Origin of the sequence: Gluconobacter sp. P1C6_b, from assembly GCF_018811945.1 — a bacterium.
In the GTDB taxonomy this organism is placed as follows: domain Bacteria; phylum Pseudomonadota; class Alphaproteobacteria; order Acetobacterales; family Acetobacteraceae; genus Gluconobacter.
The window spans coordinates 73019-90165 of sequence record NZ_JACRVU010000002.1 but is presented as its reverse complement, the minus strand read 5'-3'; the positions used below and the strand labels follow the sequence as shown (position 1 = coordinate 90165).

Below are 17147 nucleotides of genomic sequence, written 5' to 3'. Positions count from 1 at the left end.
TTGATGACAGGGCATGAAAAGTATTGCGCCCCGCCTTCGTCCCATTTTTCCGCAGAAGCGAGACTGCTCCCGATGTCTGACTGCGCCTCCCGGCTCGATCCGTCCCTCCATGACCGTATTGACGCAATGACGTTACGGCTTCTCCATGAGCGCGATGGCCTTGCAGACCTGATTGCATCCATTGGACAGGGCCTGTCGGACGACGACCGGAGCGAGAGCAGGACGCAGCTGGACGAGATCGAGAATGTCGTCCGCGCCCTGCGTGACGAGCATTTCGTGGAACGGGCCGCGCATCTGCGATCCTATGTCGGGCTCGACACCGCCGTTCCACAGGACCGCCTCGAAGCCGTGGCGAAGCGCCTTGTCGATCAGGCCCCGGATGCCGTCTCCCTGACGGTGCCGCAGATTGCCGCCGTCTTTACCGCCCATCCGACCTTCGCACTGGCGGACGACGTCTATGACATCCTGACGCAGCGTGCCGAAAACCCGGAGCTGCCGGTCCCGTGCCTGAAGACGCATCGCCGTCCGGCCCCTCCGACACTGGCGCAGGAACAGGCGCTGGCTCTGGCAGCCATCCTGCGGGGACGCGATGCGCTCGACGATCTGACCGAAGCACTGCTGCAGGAAATGTCCCAGCGCTGGTCCGGCGAGGCCGGTCAGGTCGATCCCTCGCCCGTCATCCTTGCAAGCTGGGTCGGGTTCGATACCGATGGACGCAACGACATCGGCTGGTGGGACACGCTGCGGATCCGGCTTGAGCTGAAATCTTCCCAGCTTCATCGCCTCACGGACGGTCTGGAGCGGCTGGGCCTGCAGGACAGTGCGCTGGCCATGCGCGCCCGCCGGGCGATCGAGGCCGTAAAGACGCAGCACGCCGCCTGCCCGACCGGCAAGGACGCGGCTCCGGAAATCATCAAGGATTTTGCCCAAACGCTGATTGCCTGCCGGGACAAGGCACTCCTCGACGCCTCCGAGCTTCTGCCACTGTTCCAGGACGCGGCGGTCGGGCTGGATGATGAAGCCAGACTGCACCTGCGGACCATCCGTGCCGGTTTCATGAACCACGGTCTCGGGATCGCCCGGATCCATACCAGGCTGAATGCCGCACAGATCTACAACGTGGCCCGCACCCGCCTTGGCCTGACCGATGATCCCGCCCTGCCCTCGCGTCGGCGCGTTCTGCTGGCCAGGATCGATGAGGCCCTTTCGGACCTGAAACCCCGCGCCGTGGATTTCGGAGCCCTGCTGGTAGAGCCCGCATCAGCCGCCCGGCTGATGATGACGATGGCGCAGATCCTCAAGCACATCGATTCCGGCTCGCCCATCCGCTTTCTCATTGCCGAGACCGAAAGCGGCTATACGCTGCTCGCAACGCTCTGGCTGGCACGCCTGTTCGGGATCAAGGACCACCAGATCGAAATCTCGCCGCTGTTCGAGACGGAAAGCGCGCTTGAAAACGGCGAGACCATTCTGGAAGAGGCTTTCCGCTCCAGCCACTGGCGCGATTACCTGCGGGCGAACGGCCGCCTGTCGCTTCAGTTCGGATATTCCGATTCGGGTCGTTATGTCGGACAGCTCGCCGCCACCAATCTGGTCGAACGCCTGCGGATGCGAACCCTTTCCCTGCTGGCAGAGCACGACCTTGAGGACGTGTCCCTGACGCTGTTCGACACGCATGGCGAAAGCATCGGACGGGGCGCGCATCCGTTCAGCCTGCGCCAGCGTCTGGATTATTTTTCCCCTGCCCGCACACGCCTTGCCATGCGTGAGGCCGGGATCGGCTGCCGGGTCGAAACCGCATTCCAGGGCGGAGACGGCTACACGCTGTTCGGCACGAAGGCCCTTGCGGCCTCCACCATCGCCACGCTGGCAGAACATGTGGCCGATATCCCGCTGGACACGAAAGATCCGGTTTATACGCGGCCTGACTTCGCATCGGATTTCTTCTCCACCATCGCGCTTGACATGGGCGCACTGGTCGACGATCCGGGCTATGCGGCACTGCTGAGCGCATTCGGTCCGGCCCTGATCGACAAGACGGGGTCCCGCCCTTCCGCGCGTCAGTCAGACGCGGCGACAGTCACACGCATCACGCATCCGGGACAGCTCCGCGCCATTCCCAACAACGCCATTCTCCAGCAGTTGGGCTGGTGGGCGAATGTGCTGCATGGCCTTGGCAATGCGGCGCAGCGCCATCCCGAAACGTTCGAGCAGTTCGCCACGGAATCCTCGCGCTTCCGCGAAGCCATGGATTTCGCCCGTCAGGCCCTGGCCCACTCGGATCTGGACGTGCTGCGCACGACGATCCACCAGCTCGATCCCGGAACCTGGCTGGACCGTGCAGCGAAAGCCCGGAGTGATGAAGAACGTCAGAGCCTGCTGTGCATTTCGCACGGTCTGGAACTGCTGCGCTTCTGGGCCAGTGGCCCGGCCATGTTCCGGCGCATCCAGGCGGATCACATCGCCCTGCGTGCAGCCTGGCCGGATGCGCCCCGCATGGACGCCCGCGAAAAGCTGCTTCATGCCATCCGTTTCGCCCTCATCGACCGGCTGTGGGCGCTTTCAACCCGTATCCCCTATTTCGGGCCGCGCAACAGCCTGACACGCGAAGCGATCACGAACCTGATCCTTTGCCTGGATGTGCCGCGCGCGCTGCATCTGCTGGAAGATCTGTTCCCGGTCACCGCTCCCAGCGTTGCCAATCTCGACTTCGGGGAGCCGGGTGACGCCGCTGAAGCCGCCGGTTTCGCGCGGGAGCATGAGGAAATCTTCGCGCCGCTGTCACGCTGCTTTGCGCTGCTGCGTGAGATCGGCGTGGCGATCATGCACGCCAACCGGGCTTTCGGCTGAGGAATGATCCGCGGCCGCAACTCTTGTCCAGGGCGGCCGCCTGCGGTTAGAAAGCTCGCGTCATAACATCCAACGGAAAGTTCCTCTGCATGCTTCGCAAGGCCCTTCTTCTGGGTGCAGCCATGATGGCTGTGCCTGCTCTGGCGGCAGGTCCTGCCACACCGGCGCCCAATGCTGACAGCGTGACGAACGGAACCGTAACGGTCAATGGCGCGACCATCCCCTACCGGGCAGTTGCAGGCACCATTCTGGTTCATGGCGCCGACTACAACGATTCCGGCGATATCCTGGCCAAGCGTGGCACCAAGCTTGATGGCGGCAAGGATGACGACAGCAAGAACGCGCCCGTCGCCTCCATGTTCTACACCGCCTATTTCAAGGAAGGTGTTCCCGCCGAAAAGCGCCCGATCACCTTTCTCTATAACGGCGGCCCGGGTTCGGCCTCTGTCTGGGTACACATGGGCACCTTCGGCCCGCGCCGCGTGAACACGCCCGGTGACACCCATCTGCCGGCCGCTCCGTATGCGCTCATCAACAACCCGCAGTCCCTGCTGGACGTCTCGGACGTCGTCTTCATCGACGCGCCAGGCACGGGTTTCTCGCGGATTGCCGGCAAGGACGCTGACAAGGAGTTCCTTGGCGTCGATGGGGACGGTGAAGCCTTCACCCACTTCATCTCGAAGTTCCTGGCCAAGTATCACCGCTACAACTCGCCCAAATACCTGTTCGGCGAGAGCTATGGCACGATGCGCTCGGCCGTGGTCATCAACGACCTTGAGCAGGACGAGAACATCGACTTCAACGGCGTGATTCTGCTGTCGCAGATCCTGAACTACGACAACAGCGATGACAGCCCGCAGTTCAATGCCGGCATGGACGATCCGTATGTGCTGGCCCTGCCCACCTATGCCGCCACGGCCTGGTATCATCACTGCCTGCCAGCCGAACATCCGGACCTGAAGGCCTTCCTGCATGAGGTCGAGCATTTCGCGATGACCGACTACACGCTGGCCCTGCGTCAGGGTGCGGATCTGCCAGAAGACCAGCGTCAGGCGATTGCCGCGAAGCTGCATGACTACACCGGCCTGCCGGTCGACTACATCCTGCGGGCGGATCTGCGCGTCAATGGCGGCGAATTCGATCAACAGCTTCAGGCGAAGACCGGCATGGCGACGGGCCGTCTGGATACCCGCTATTCAAGCCCGACGATCGATCCGATGAGCCAGGAAGTAGATTACGATCCGCAGTCCAGCGCCATCAGCTCGGCCTATGTCACGGTCTTCAACGACTACGTCCGCAACACGCTCAAATACGGCACGGACGAGGATTATCGCCTCTATAACAGCCAGGGCCACTGGGACAGCCACCACCGCCAGCCCGGCCACGGCTACCAGCCCAAGGGCGAGCCGAACGTCATGACGGATCTGGCCATGGCGATGAAGACCAATCCGAACCTGCATGTCATGCTCAATGCCGGCTACTACGATCTCGCAACGCCTTACTTTGAAGGCGTGTACGAGATGAAGCATCTGCCGATGCCGAACAGCCTGCAAAAGAACATCGAATATGCGCAGTACACGTCAGGCCACATGGTCTATGTGGACCCGGCGACCCTGCAGCAGCTTCATGACAACGTCGCAGCCTTCATCCGTCGGACAGACAATCTGCACTGATCTCTGACGGGACCGGACAAGGCGGCGAAGGGGCAACCTTTCGCCGCCTTTTTTGTGCTCAGCTTTTACGGGCAGGCCAGCCGGGAACAGCCTGCGTCAGATGGAGTTCCTCGCCTTCCGCCGTTTCCAAAAGCCTGTATTCGGCCAAGCTCCCGTCACGAGACGAGAAGCCGAGGAGCGCGAAAAACTGCTCTGCCTGCGCGAGATCGTTCACCGGCAGAATGGCAATGAAGGATCTCCGGGGTTCAGGCTGGGACATCGGCTCTTTCCTTGAAAGAAGAACACAAAAAACCCCGCCAGATTGCTCTGGCGGGGTCTGATGCATCACCGGAGTGAAGAAATCAGGCGGACTTCGCGATGATTTCTTCAGCCACGTTACGCGGCACCGGATCGTAATGATGGAACTGCATCGTGAAGGATGCACGACCCTTCGTTGCAGAACGCAGGTGCGAGATGTAGCCGAACATTTCCTTCAGCGGCACCTGTGCACGGATCATGACGGTCGAACCAGCGGTTTCCTGATTCTGAATGATGCCGCGGCGACGGTTGAGATCGCCCACGACGTCACCGACATGATCGTTCGGCGTGGTGATTTCCACGTCCATGATCGGCTCGAGGATCACCGGACCGGCGTTCTTCATGCCTTCACGGAAGCAGGCCTTGGCGGCGATTTCGAAGGCCAGAGCCGACGAGTCAACGTCATGATACTTACCGTCGAGCAGCGTGAACTTGAAGTCCACGGTCGGGAAGCCGGCGAGAACACCCGTGGTGCTCTGCATGCGGATACCCTTTTCGACAGCCGGGATGTATTCCTTGGGAACCGTACCACCGACGACCTTGTTCTCGAAGATGATCTCGTCCGGCTTCTCGGAAGGAGCGAACTCGATCTTGACTTCAGCGAACTGACCCGAACCACCAGACTGCTTCTTGTGGGTATAGGTCTCGACATGCGGCTTCGTGATCGTCTCACGATAGGCCACCTGCGGTGCACCGATGTTGGCATCAACGCCGTATTCACGACGCAGACGGTCAACGATGATGTCCAGGTGAAGCTCGCCCATGCCGGACAGGATGGTCTGACCCGTTTCCTGATCGGTTTTGAGGTGCAGGGACGGATCTTCAGCCGTCAGCTTCTGCAGGGCCAGCGTCATCTTCTCGACAGCGTCCTTGGTCTTCGGCTCGACGGAGATGTCGATGACCGGGATCGGGAACTGCATGCGCTCCAGAACCACCGGATCGGCAGCATCGGCAAGCGTGTCACCCGTGACGGTGTCCTTGAGGCCCACGAATGCGGCGATGTCACCGGCACCGACGGACTTCACTTCCTGACGCTTGTCGGCGTGCATCTGGAACATGCGGCCAACGCGTTCCTTGTGACCCTTCGTCGTGTTCAGGATGGTGTCACCGGAGTTCAGGACGCCACGATAGACGCGGACGAAGGTCAGCGTGCCGTACTTGTCGGAGATGATTTTGAACGCGAGGCCAGCGAACTTGCCGTCCGGATCGACCGGAACGATCGGCAGGAAGTCCTCGTCAACCTCTTCGCCTTCCGGCGGAGCGATGCGGATGCCTTCGACTTCGTCAGGAGCCGGCAGGTAGTCGATGACAGCGTCGAGCAGGGGCTGCACGCCCTTGTTCTTGAAGGCCGTACCGCACATGACAGGACGGAATTCGCCGGAGATCGCACCCTTCTTGATGCACTTCTTCAGGGTTGCGACGTCCACGTCACCCTTCTCGAAGTACTCTTCCATGGCAGCGTCGTCCATGGCGAGAGCCGTGTCGAGCAGCGTCTGGCGGGCTTCGGCAGCCTTTTCCTTCAGATCATCGGGGATCTCTTCGTAGTGGAACTTGGCGCCGAGTTCGCCGCCTTCCCACACGATGGCGCGCATCTCGACCAGATCGACCACACCGACGAAGTTTTCTTCGGCGCCGATCGGGAGCTGCAGCGGCACTGCGACGATGTCGAGCTTCTCCTTCAGCGTGCTGAAGGCATAGTAGAAGTCCGCACCGGTACGGTCGAGCTTGTTGATGAAGATGATGCGCGGAACGTTGTAACGGTCAGCGAGGCGCCAGTTCGTTTCGGACTGCGGCTGCACACCAGCCACGCCTTCGATCACGAAGATCGCGCCATCGAGCACGCGGAGCGAACGGTTGACTTCGATGTTGAAGTCGATGTGGCCCGGGGTGTCGATGATGTTGATACGGTGGTCGTTCCACTCACACGTCACGGCTGCTGAGGTGATCGTGATGCCACGCTCACGCTCCTGCGCCATGTAGTCGGTGGTGGTGTTGCCTTCGTGGACCTCACCGATCTTGTGAGAGACACCCGTGTAATACAGGATACGCTCGGTCGTCGTGGTCTTACCGGCATCGATATGCGCGGTAATACCGATGTTGCGAATCTTCGAGAGAGCCGACTTGGCTTCCTGAACGCTTTCGGACACGGAGAACCTCCAAAATACAATGAAAGGTGTTTCAGCCTGAACCGAAACACCTCCGCTGCGGCCCTGTAAAAGGACCGAACCTGATTTATCCCAGTGGCGGCTGAATGACGCAGACCGCCATGGTTTTCAAGAGCAATCTTGTTACCAAACAAAGTCCGGCAAAGATTTCTCAGGCGGTCTGGGCAGCCTTGCGTTCCTGAACGCGCAGGATACGGCGCTTGATGACCTGGGCTTCCGTCGGAAGCTTGCGGTTCGGCGTACCCAGCAGGAACGAATCCAGCCCACCGTTGTGCTCGACCGTGCGGATACCATTGGTGGACAGGCGCATGCGCACCGAAGCACCGAGAATATCGGAGATCAGCGTGGTCTCCTGCAGGTTCGGGAGAAAACGACGGCGGGACTTGTTATTGGCGTGGCTGACGTTGTTGCCCGTCAGCACGCCCTTGCCCGTGATCTGGCAACGGCGAGACATGGTGGTACTTTCCTCGATGCTGGATGACGCAGGACAGCGAGGTCCGGCGTGTTCCGTAAATCAGGCGCGGCTTATGACGTATGCTTGGGGGCTTCGTCAACCCCCGAGAGCTGTCCAGCGACGTTTTCACCGGCCTGTGCGGCCCACATTGCGGCATAATGGCCACCTGCGGACAGCAGTTCCGTGTGGCTTCCCTGCTCCACCACGCGCCCCGCGTCAAGCACCACGATGCGATCGGCGTCCTGAACCGTGGAAAGACGATGCGCCACAATGACCGTCGTGCGCGCCTGCGACAGGACGGCCAGCTCCTTCTGGATGGCGACTTCGGTGCGGGTATCAAGCGCACTCGTAGCCTCGTCCAGCAGGAGGATGCGCGGGTCTTTGAGGATGACGCGCGCAATGGCCACACGCTGCTTCTCCCCACCGGAAAGCTTGAGCCCACGCTCCCCGACAACAGTGTCATACCCATCGGGAAGTTCACGGATGAAAGTATCGATCTGCGCACTCCGGGCCGCCTTCTCGATCTCCTCACGAGACGCTGACAGATCCCCATAAGCAATGTTTTCGCCGATGCTGGAATTGAAAAGCACCGTATCCTGCGGAACCGTACCGATGATGTTCTGGATGTCAGTCGGCGCAATATCGCGCAGATCATGACCGTCAATGCAGACCGAACCTTCAGTCGGGTCATAGGCCCGGGTCAGCAGACGCCCCAGGGTGGATTTGCCTGACCCGGTATGCCCGACAATCGCCAGAGACGTCCCTGCGGGAATATTGATGGAAACGTCATGCAGGATCTGTCGCGCAGGACTATAGCCAAAGGAAACATGCCGGAACGCGACTGACGCCGCCCCCGCTTCCGACAGCTTTCCCGGCAGACGGACCGGCTGGACGGCATGGGTGATCTCGGAACGCACGGCAAGCAGTTCGAGATAGTTCTCCAGATCAACCCGCGCGTTGCGCCAGCCTGCGCTCACATAGTTCAGGGCGCCCACCGACGAATACAACCCGCTCAGATAACTGCCGATCAACACGAACTGCGCAACCGCCAGCCGGTGCGCCACGATATCATGAGCCGCCATGGCCAGCAGGGTCGTCGTCGTGACCGCGATCAGAATGCCGCGGCTGATCTGGGAAAGACTGACATAACGCTGCAGGCTGATTTCAGCCTGCCGGAGGTCCTTTCGAGCCGCATCGTAACGGGCAATTTCATGCGGTTCGTTGGCGAAACTCCGAACCGTCTCGAAGTTCAGGATACTGTCCACAAGCTGGTGCTGGGCCTCGTTGCTGGCACGGTTTCGGGCCCGTCTCGCCGTCATTCGCAGGCGGGTAAAGACATAAGACACAGAAGAATACAGCCCGAGCGCCAGCAGAAGCAGCCCGACGTAACGCCAGTCGAAGATCTTCAGAATGACGGTCAGCGTCATGATGAGTTCGATGACGTTAGGCAACACATTGAACAGCGCCAGAGACAGCAGCGTTCCGACCGCATCCGCCCCCCGATCAAGCGTACGCGTCAGGGAACCGGTCTGGCGGTCCAGATGGAAACGCACACTCAGATCATGCAGGTGGCGCAGACCAAGAACAGCCACCCGGCGCTGCAGGTCCGTTTCGACAGGCTTGACCAGAAGCTCCCGCAGCGGGGTCGCCAGCCCCGAAATGATCCGGATGACCGCATACTGGGCAATCAGCCAGACCGGAACAGCCAGCAGGGTCTCGGGACGTGACAGACTGCTGACCATGCGGCTGAAGAGCCAGGGTGTGGCGACAGCCGTGCCGCTTTCCACCAGAAGAATGATGAGTGCAAAACCGATGCGGGTTGCGTCGGGCCAGAGTTTTTCGGGCCGGATCATGGGCCACAGCACCCGCAGAGAGAGTGCTTCAGATGTCGAATCGGTTTTCTTGAGCATCGGCAGACTATGGGAAGTGCAGGCGACGCTTTGCAAATGCCTGTCTGCATGCGACATATCGGGCTGTGTCTGACAAATCCTTCCCCCCTGCCCTCGAAGCCTTTCTTCGGCATATTGCAGCCTGCAACAGCGCAGTCCTGCCAGGTGGCCGCCTTCCATTTTTCTGCGGAACAGAACAGATCGGCTGGGCCAGCCCCACAACCGCACAGACGCTTCAAACACTCCGCCTTCAGAAGGACCAGGGTTTCGGAGTAAACGCCGGCACGGAGCTTCTGCCGCTCTCCCGGACCCTGTGCGACATGGGGCTCTACACGTCCCATGAGGAAGCCTTCGATGTCCGCAACGACAGCGGCGTCGTTCTGGGCCAGGTGGATCGCGGCGCCATACCGGTTCTGGGCCTGGCCGCCGAGGGCGTACATCTGAACGGACTGGTCGAACGTGAGGACGGACTTTTCCTGTGGGTGGCCCGCCGCAGCATGAGCAAGCGTCTGGATCCGGGAAAGCTGGACCATCTGGTCGCAGGCGGCATGAGCGCAGGCCTCGATCCGCAGACAACGGTCATCAAGGAAGCGCAGGAAGAAGCGGGAATCCCGGCGGAACTGGCGGCAACCGCCCGCGCCGTCAGCCGGATCGAATACGCACTTGAGCGCCCCGAAGGGCTGCGACGCGACGTGCTGCACTGCTATGACCTGCTCCTTCCGCAGGATTTCACGCCAATAGCGGAGGATGGCGAGGTGGAGAGCTTTCACCTTCTGCCAATTCAGGAAGTCGTCGCGCTGGTGCGGGACACCGATGCGTTCAAGTTCAACGTCAATCTTGTCCTGATCGACCTGTTCATTCGCCGCGACCTGTTCGCTCCCGCTGAAGCCGCGATCCTGCGAAATGCCCTGACGGGTCGGACTGCGTGAAGAAAACGCTGCTTCTGCTGACCCTGACAGCCCCGCTGCTCGGCGGATGTATCGTGCCCGTCAGCGTCACCCCCAATCTGTGCCGCGAAATCCAGACCCGCGACGGCGTGCAGATCAGGCTGATGTTTGGCCTGACACGCCCCGATGGCAGCATCATCGATGGCGATGACTGGCAGAATTTCGTGGACAGCGAAATCACGCCGCGCTTTCCCGCAGGTTTCACCGTGATTGACGCGCAGGGACAGTGGTATGATGCAGCAGGCCACCGGATCATCCGCGAAGCATCGCGAATCGTCTGGATCGTGGCTCCGTCTTCGGATCGCAACCTGCAGCCTTACCTGAAAGCCATTCGTCAGGCGTATCAGAAACGTTTCAGTCAGCAGGCCGTTGGACTGGCCATCCAGTCCGGCTGCTCTTCATTCGAAAACGTGCCCGTGGAATAGTTCCATGATGCGGAACAGTGTTACTCAGGTTCCTGCATCTTTCGTCATCCGGACTTCTCTCGTCAGAGCAGGTCTCTCTGCACAGGACGACAGTTCAGACATATTTTCATTCCGGAATTCTCATGACCGATTTTTCTCCGCCTCCTTCTCCCGACACCATCACGGTCGAAGCCTCCGCCTCGACCGGAACGATCCAGCGGCGCGCGCGGGGCTTTCTGGCGCTTTTCTTCGTGGCAATCGGCCTGTACACGCTCAAGGGCTTCCTGCCTGCGCTGCTGTGGGGCTGCGTGTTCGCCATTTCGATCTGGCCCCTTTACCGCAGGGCCGAACTGCGCTTCGGCCGCAGCGACTGGCTGCCGATGGTCTTCACGCTGGCGGTGGCGCTGATCTTCCTGGTGCCCGTCTCGCTGGTCGGCGTGAAGGTCGCGGATGAGGCGCGAAGTGCGCTGGAATGGATTGATGACGTGCGGAACAACGGCATCCCGATGCCGGAATGGGTCCCGCATCTGCCGTTCCTGTCCGCTCAGGCTACCAACTGGTGGCAGAACCACATGACGAGTCCGCAGCGCCTGTCCCATCTGCTTCATTCGGTGGATGTGGGGCATGGCATGCAGATGACCAAACAGGTCGGATCACAGCTTGCACGCCGCGGCACGCTGTTCGCATTCTCGCTTCTGACGCTGTTCTTCCTGCTCAAGGATGGAGACAGTGTCATCCGTAAATGCCTGCTCGGATCGCAGCGCCTGTTCGGCGAACAGGGTGAGAGCCTGGCCAAGCAGATGATCTCGTCCGTGCACGGCACGCTGGCAGGACTTGTTCTGGTGGGTCTGGGCGAAGGGGCGATCATGGGCATCGTCTACATGGCAACGGGTGCGCCCCAGCCCCTGCTGTTTGCGATGGTGACGGCCGTGGCCGCAATGATCCCGTTCCTGGCCTGGCCGACCGTCGGACTGGTGGCCCTGCTGCTGCTGGCAAAGAGCAGCATGATCGGTGCGATCGTCGTCTTGGCCATCGGGTCGGTCGTGATCTTCATCGCAGACCACTTCATCCGCCCTGCCCTGATCGGGGGCAGCACGAAAATGCCGTTCCTGTGGGTCCTGCTGGGAATTCTGGGAGGGGCCGAGACCTGGGGTCTGCTGGGCCTGTTCCTTGGACCGGCCATCATGGCCGCGCTGCATCTGCTGTGGACGCTCTGGACGGAAGTCAATCCACGCAAGGGCGTCTATGCAGAAGACAAAGGATCTTAAAGAAAGGGAAATTACCGCAGGACTGGTCGGGCAGGCGGGATTCGAACCCACGACCCCCAGTCCCCCAGACTGGTGCGCTACCAGGCTGCGCTACTGCCCGTCGTCCTGCGGTGGCGGTGGTTTAGCAGTGTCCCGCCGTCACCGCAATGGGGCATTATGACTAGACGGGCAGAAGATTTCGCAAATTGCGAAGCTCTTCGAGAATTTCGCGCAGTTCCGAACGCAGCAGGCTGTTTTCAGCCTCGGTCTTTTCCAGCGTATTGAAAAGAAGTTCGTTTTCATCACGCAGGGTCACGAGCAGAGCAGAATCGGGCGCTTCGGCTTCGGCTTCGGCTTCGGCTTCGGCTTCGGCTTCGGCTTCGGCTTCGGCTTCGGCTTCGGCTTCGGCTTCGGCTTCGGCTTCGGGGCTCTCATTTTCCGCCGTGCTGTCAACCGTTTCAGTCACAACGACCTCATGGGCCGCAGCGGGAACTTCCGGAAAAACGATGTCATCGACGCTCGCTTCTGTCAGCGTCACCGGCCTGTCTTCATTCTCAACAGGTTCGGTCACCGGCGTTGCGTCCACAACAGGTGCAGGATTTTCTTCAGTCGCCTCAACCATGACGAGCGGAACATGAACCGCTTCCGCAGATACTGCCGAAACCTCCGGAACCGTTTCAGGCGCAGTCTCCGGAACAGCCTTCTGGGCCGCACGCGCCTTCTCGGCACGGCGCTCTCTCAGAACCCGCAGAACCCCCTGCCCCTTGTAGCCCTGCACATAAAGCAGATCCGAAATCAGCCGTAGCGTCTCGATATGCTCGGGACTGTAATAGCGGCGACCACTTTCCCCGCGGAAAGGCTTTACGCCCGGATAGATGGTTTCCCAGGACCGCAGACGGTGCTGGGGAATATGCAGCTCTTCGGCGACTTCGCTGATGGTGCGGTACGCCTCAGGCGCCTTCCTGACCTTCTCTGGAGCGGAAGCAAAATCATCGTTCGGCGACACCATGACGGCCTGGGATGTGGAATTATCTGTCATGGGAGGAAGCCTCGTCCGCTGCGCCATTCTCGGAACCGTTCATGCGGTCCCTCAGCAGTTGGGAAGGTCTGAACACCAGCACGGCCCGCGGCAGGATGGGAACTTCCACACCCGTCTTGGGATTGCGGCCGATACGCTCGCCCTTCTGACGGACAGAGAATGTTCCGAATCCGCTCAGTTTCACGGATTCGCCTGCTTCAAGGCGATCTGAGATCACACCCAGCAGGCTTTCAAGAATCATGGAGGAGTCATGCCGGGAAAGACCGACACGACTATAGAGATGCTCGACAAGATTCGCGCGCGTGACTGTGCTCATGTCACTTGCGTATCATGACGTTCAGAACAGTCAAAGGAATCAATCATTAACCTGCCCGTTGTCAGGGCACAGGCTTACATCCGGATGAGGGCGGATCCCCAGGTCAGACCGCCACCCAGCGCTTCCATCAGCACCAGGTCGCCCTTCCTGACCCGTCCGTCCCGAACGGCTTCGTTAAGAGCAAGCGGAATCGACGCCGCAGACGTGTTGGCATGACGATCCACGGTCACGACCACCCGGTCCGCCGGAAGCGCCAGCTTCTTGGCCATCCCGTCAATGATGCGCAGATTCGCCTGATGGGGGACCATCCACTGGATATCCTGCCCGGTCAGACCGTTGGCCTCGAGGGCCTCATCGACAGCCTGCGAAAGCTTGACGACGGCATGACGGAAAACCTCGCGCCCCTGCATCCGCAGATGCTGCGATGTGGACGGACAGCCCGCCGCACCGTCCACATACAGAATATCGCCGGTGCGGCCGTCCGAATGCAGATGCGTGGACAGAACGCCCTCGTCTTCCCCGGCCCCGGTTTCCAGAAGAACCGCACCCGCACCATCGCCAAACAGGACGCAGGTGGCGCGGTCAGTCCAGTCCAGCAGACGCGAGAAGACTTCGCTGCCGATCACCAGGACCTTTTTGGCCTGTCCGGACTGCATCAGGGCCGTTGCCGTCGCGAGGGCATAGACAAACCCCGAGCAGGCCGCACTGATGTCAAAGCCAAACCCTGCAGTCATGCCAAGACGCGCCTGCACCTGCACGGCCACGGCCGGAAAGACCTGATCCGGCGTTGCCGTGGCGACCAGAACGGCATCGACTTGCGACGCATCCACGCCAGCATATTCCAGCGCCTGACGCGCCGCCTCGGCCGCCATGCTGGACGTCGTCTCTTCACCGGAGGCGATATGCCTCTGGCCGATGCCGGTCCGGGTTCTGATCCATTCGTCCGAAGTCTCGATACCGAATTTCCGGGCAAGGTCGTCGTTGGTTACGACGTCACGCGGAAGATAGCCCCCGACACCCGTCAGGCGGACACGAATGGGATCGGACATGTTTTTCAGCTCACAGGTTCAGGGGCGGCCTTGGCAGCGACGGGAGCGACAGGCTCAGGAGCCCCCATTCCCAGCTGCTCCAGGCGGGCACGGATCTTGTCGTTCAGATGGTGCGTGACAGCATCCATGGCAACATCGACGGCCGCGGCAAAGCTCTCACCATCGGCACCACCATGCGACTTCACGACAATACCGTTCAGGCCGACAAACAGGGCGCCGTTATAGCGACGCGGATCGATCCATTCCCGCATCCGCTCCAGACCCGGCTTGACCAGAAGATACCCCAGACGGGTCAGAAGATTGGTCTCGAAGACGCGCCGCAGGAGACTGAAGGCGAGCTTGAGCGCGCCTTCACCGGTTTTCAGGGCAACATTCCCCGTAAAACCATCCGTCACCACCACATCGGTCGTCCCGGCCGTGATGTCATGACCTTCCACAAAGCCGTGGAACTGGGGAGCCAGCGGGCTGGCCCGCAACCGTTCAGACGCCTGACGTAGACGGTCATCGCCCTTCAGTTCTTCCGAGCCGACATTGAGAAGACCAATCGTAGGAGACGGAAGACCAAGGGCCGCCTGTGCAAAGGCTTCACCCATGATCGCAAATTCGACCAGGTTACGGGCATCGCAGGCGATGTTCGCCCCGAGATCCAGCATCACGATATCACCGCGCGCAGAAGGCTCGACAGCAATCATGGCCGGACGGGAAATGCCTGGCAGGGCTTTGACGATGATCTTGGCCAGCGCAAGCATGGCGCCGCTGTTGCCAGCCGACACGACACCGCAGGCTTCTCCGGCGGCGACGGCTTCCATGGCCATGCGCATGGACGAACCCCGCACACGGAGCGCGGCAGTCGGTTTCATGTCCATGGAAATACTTGCCGCAGCATGGCGGATATCACACAGACGGGCAGCTTTTGGATATTTTGCCAGAGCCGGTCTGAGAAGGGCCTCATCCCCGATCAGGAGAATACGGGCCTTTGGGTGCCGGTCGGCGGCCAGATCGAGTCCGGCAAGGACGATATCCGGGGCCCTGTCACCACCCATTGCATCGACGGCGAGGGCGTAAGGCCCGGAGGCCGCGATGTCACGTTCGGGCGTGACAGGCGCTTTGGTCATTGAGACAGTTTCCCGGACAGCATCACAGATGCGGGCCGCGCTCTCTGAAAGCCACGGACCCGCAGGTAGGGATCAGGCGCGGACGGCGGTCTTCAGGCCCTTGCCGCTGTTTCCAGCAGCGACCACTTCGCGGCCGTCATAATGGCCACAGTGGCTGCAAACGTGGTGCGGACGCTTCATCTCGCCACAGTTCGAGCACTCTGCATGAGCCTCGACACCCAGGGCTTGGTGGCTGCGACGCATGCCACGACGGGACGGCGTAGTCTTTCTTTTAGGGACGGCCATGGCTTTTATGCCTCTTTCTGCTTCAGTGTCGGCACCCCTGCTCCGCTCCCCGCGGCATCCGGTGCCCTGTTGTTCGTCGTCTCGTAATTACGTCGAGTTCAGGCGGGCGGCTCTAGCAGAGCCCGGGGCAACCCGCAAGTCAGACGTGGGATTTTTATTCTTTCCTGTCCCCGTTTTTCAGCACGGAAAGCGCCGAAAACGGATTGGGCCGGCGCGGACCATCCGGCCCCTCGCCAGACAGATGTGCCCCTTCTTCCCCTTCTGCAGGCGCCACGTCAACTGCATTTTCCAGACCGGCGCCGGGTTTGCGCGGATACGGGTCCAGCATCAGGGCCAGCTGTTCGGCCGCCGCCTCACCGATATCGACGGCCTTTCCATCATGCGGAACCTCGTCCGGTCCATCCAGATCGATGGAATCGATGTCGAATTCGTCTTCCGACATGTCGGCTGCAGGAATGAACTTCAGGAAGAAGGTCTCGGCCAGCACGTCCTCGAAAGGCTCGGACGTAATGACACAGATCTGCGTAACCTTCGCCGAAAGATGCCCTTCCGCCAGAACGCTCCGGTTCTCCGAAGGTATCAGGCGGAACCGGCAGACCAAAGTTTCGATCTCGGGGATTCCGAGCCGGGCGGCGAGAGCCTTGCGCTCGGCGGGCGAGGCCTCGATCGTCTCGTCCAGTCCCGATCCCAGCCGATTGAAGGGGATGCGTCGGGAAAATTCGGGTGAATGGGACATTCAGGCACTCCACCCCCCGGAATATGGGGGAAATCGTTGACATGCAGGCGCCGTTCGGGCACGCGCTCATTTGAGCGGTTCTCTTGCACAGGATAGTTTCCGGATCCATGAATAACGCATCTTCCCCGACGCCCCAAAGCAGAACACGCCTCCTTCGCCGTTTCGCACAGGCCGGAGTGGCATGTGTCCCGCTGCTGCTCGGCGGATGCTCGTTCTTTTCCCCGATTCCCGAGCCGCGCGGCTCCCTGATCGAAAAGACCGACTACGCGCAGCTCGTTCCCGGAACGAGCACCCGCACCGATGTTCTGGATCTGCTGGGATCGCCGACCGCCCACGCGACCTTCGACGACAACACATGGATCTACGTGTCCATGATCACGTCCCCGACGCCACTAACCTTCCCGAGCGTGAAGAAGCAGCAGGTCGTCGTCCTGAACTTCGATAACGGCGGCGTCCTGCGCAAGATGGACACGCTGAACAAGAAGAACGCGATGTATGTCGGCATGGTGGGCGCGAAGACCCCGACACCGGGCACCAGCTCGTCCATCCTGCAGGAACTGCTGGGCAATGTCGGCCGCTACAACCCGATGAGCGGCATGAGCAGCCAGTTCGGTGGCAGCACGGGCCCGATGGGCGGTCAGGGCACCGGGAATGGCGGCGCTGGCAATACGCTGCCCTGAG

At 61.0% G+C, this 17147-nt stretch carries 16 protein-coding genes and 1 tRNA gene; 6 read left to right on the top strand and 11 right to left on the bottom strand.

From position 1 onward, the window contains the following. Positions 1-72 precede the first annotated feature (72 nt). Complete coding sequence (locus KP701_RS02205; protein ID WP_215745533.1) at positions 73-2850, top strand: phosphoenolpyruvate carboxylase; 2778 nt, start codon at positions 73-75, stop codon at positions 2848-2850. An 89-nt stretch (positions 2851-2939) separates the two neighbouring features. After that, entirely contained in the window at positions 2940-4523 is a 1584-nt protein-coding gene (locus KP701_RS02200) for a S10 family peptidase (RefSeq protein WP_041110507.1), read from the top strand. Between the two features lie 58 nt (positions 4524-4581). On the opposite strand, the gene KP701_RS02195 is transcribed toward KP701_RS02200, so the two are convergent. The 4 genes from KP701_RS02195 to KP701_RS02180 all read right to left on the bottom strand — a co-directional run bounded on the left by KP701_RS02195 (position 4582) and on the right by KP701_RS02180 (position 9292). Continuing rightward, positions 4582-4782: a hypothetical protein gene (locus KP701_RS02195; RefSeq protein ID WP_215745532.1), complete on the bottom strand. Its 201-nt coding sequence runs from the start codon at positions 4780-4782 to the stop codon at positions 4582-4584. Positions 4783-4864: 82 nt separating this feature from the next. Further along, positions 4865-6967: an elongation factor G gene (gene fusA, locus KP701_RS02190; RefSeq protein WP_215745531.1), complete on the bottom strand. Its 2103-nt coding sequence runs from the start codon at positions 6965-6967 to the stop codon at positions 4865-4867. A gap of 169 nt (positions 6968-7136) precedes the next feature. After that, on the bottom strand, positions 7137-7439 hold the full coding sequence (gene rpmB / locus KP701_RS02185) for a 50S ribosomal protein L28 (RefSeq protein WP_041110511.1): 303 nt from the start codon (positions 7437-7439) through the stop codon (positions 7137-7139). 71 nt (positions 7440-7510) lie between these two features. Then, positions 7511-9292, bottom strand: coding sequence for an ABC transporter ATP-binding protein/permease (locus KP701_RS02180; RefSeq protein ID WP_252345344.1), 1782 nt, complete (start codon positions 9290-9292; stop codon positions 7511-7513). A gap of 122 nt (positions 9293-9414) precedes the next feature. Between KP701_RS02180 and KP701_RS02175 the strand changes: the two genes are divergently transcribed. From KP701_RS02175 to KP701_RS02165, 3 genes are all read left to right on the top strand, one after another. Further along, positions 9415-10257, top strand: coding sequence for an NUDIX domain-containing protein (locus KP701_RS02175; RefSeq protein WP_371818870.1), 843 nt, complete (start codon positions 9415-9417; stop codon positions 10255-10257). Next, positions 10254-10700, top strand: a complete 447-nt coding sequence (locus tag KP701_RS02170) for a DUF3574 domain-containing protein (RefSeq protein ID WP_215745529.1) — start codon at positions 10254-10256, stop codon at positions 10698-10700. The genes KP701_RS02175 and KP701_RS02170 overlap by 4 nt, the downstream gene beginning before the upstream one ends. Positions 10701-10822: 122 nt before the next feature. Continuing rightward, the gene (locus KP701_RS02165; protein WP_215745528.1) at positions 10823-11947 is read left to right on the top strand and encodes an AI-2E family transporter; all 1125 of its coding nucleotides are present in this window, start codon (positions 10823-10825) and stop codon (positions 11945-11947) included. A 23-nt stretch (positions 11948-11970) separates the two neighbouring features. Here KP701_RS02165 and KP701_RS02160 read toward each other — a convergent pair. From KP701_RS02160 to KP701_RS02130, 7 genes are all read right to left on the bottom strand, one after another. Further along, positions 11971-12047, bottom strand: a tRNA-Pro gene (locus tag KP701_RS02160). A gap of 60 nt (positions 12048-12107) precedes the next feature. Continuing rightward, on the bottom strand, positions 12108-12965 hold the full coding sequence (locus KP701_RS02155; RefSeq protein WP_252345343.1) for a MerR family transcriptional regulator: 858 nt from the start codon (positions 12963-12965) through the stop codon (positions 12108-12110). Further along, on the bottom strand, positions 12955-13281 hold the full coding sequence (locus tag KP701_RS02150) for an integration host factor subunit alpha (RefSeq protein ID WP_215745526.1): 327 nt from the start codon (positions 13279-13281) through the stop codon (positions 12955-12957). Before KP701_RS02150 ends, KP701_RS02155 begins: the two co-directional genes overlap by 11 nt. Before the next feature lie 74 nt (positions 13282-13355). Next, on the bottom strand, positions 13356-14330 hold the full coding sequence (locus KP701_RS02145) for a beta-ketoacyl-ACP synthase III (RefSeq protein WP_215745525.1): 975 nt from the start codon (positions 14328-14330) through the stop codon (positions 13356-13358). A 5-nt stretch (positions 14331-14335) separates the two neighbouring features. Beyond that, entirely contained in the window at positions 14336-15445 is a 1110-nt protein-coding gene (gene plsX, locus KP701_RS02140; RefSeq protein ID WP_215745524.1) for a phosphate acyltransferase PlsX, read from the bottom strand. A gap of 72 nt (positions 15446-15517) precedes the next feature. Continuing rightward, the gene (gene rpmF / locus KP701_RS02135) at positions 15518-15730 is read right to left on the bottom strand and encodes a 50S ribosomal protein L32 (RefSeq protein ID WP_011251715.1); all 213 of its coding nucleotides are present in this window, start codon (positions 15728-15730) and stop codon (positions 15518-15520) included. A 154-nt stretch (positions 15731-15884) separates the two neighbouring features. Continuing rightward, entirely contained in the window at positions 15885-16466 is a 582-nt protein-coding gene (locus KP701_RS02130; RefSeq protein WP_215745523.1) for a DUF177 domain-containing protein, read from the bottom strand. 107 nt (positions 16467-16573) lie between these two features. Between KP701_RS02130 and KP701_RS02125 the strand changes: the two genes are divergently transcribed. After that, positions 16574-17146, top strand: a complete 573-nt coding sequence (locus KP701_RS02125) for an outer membrane protein assembly factor BamE (RefSeq protein WP_041110521.1) — start codon at positions 16574-16576, stop codon at positions 17144-17146. The last annotated feature ends 1 nt before the right edge of the window (position 17147 follow it).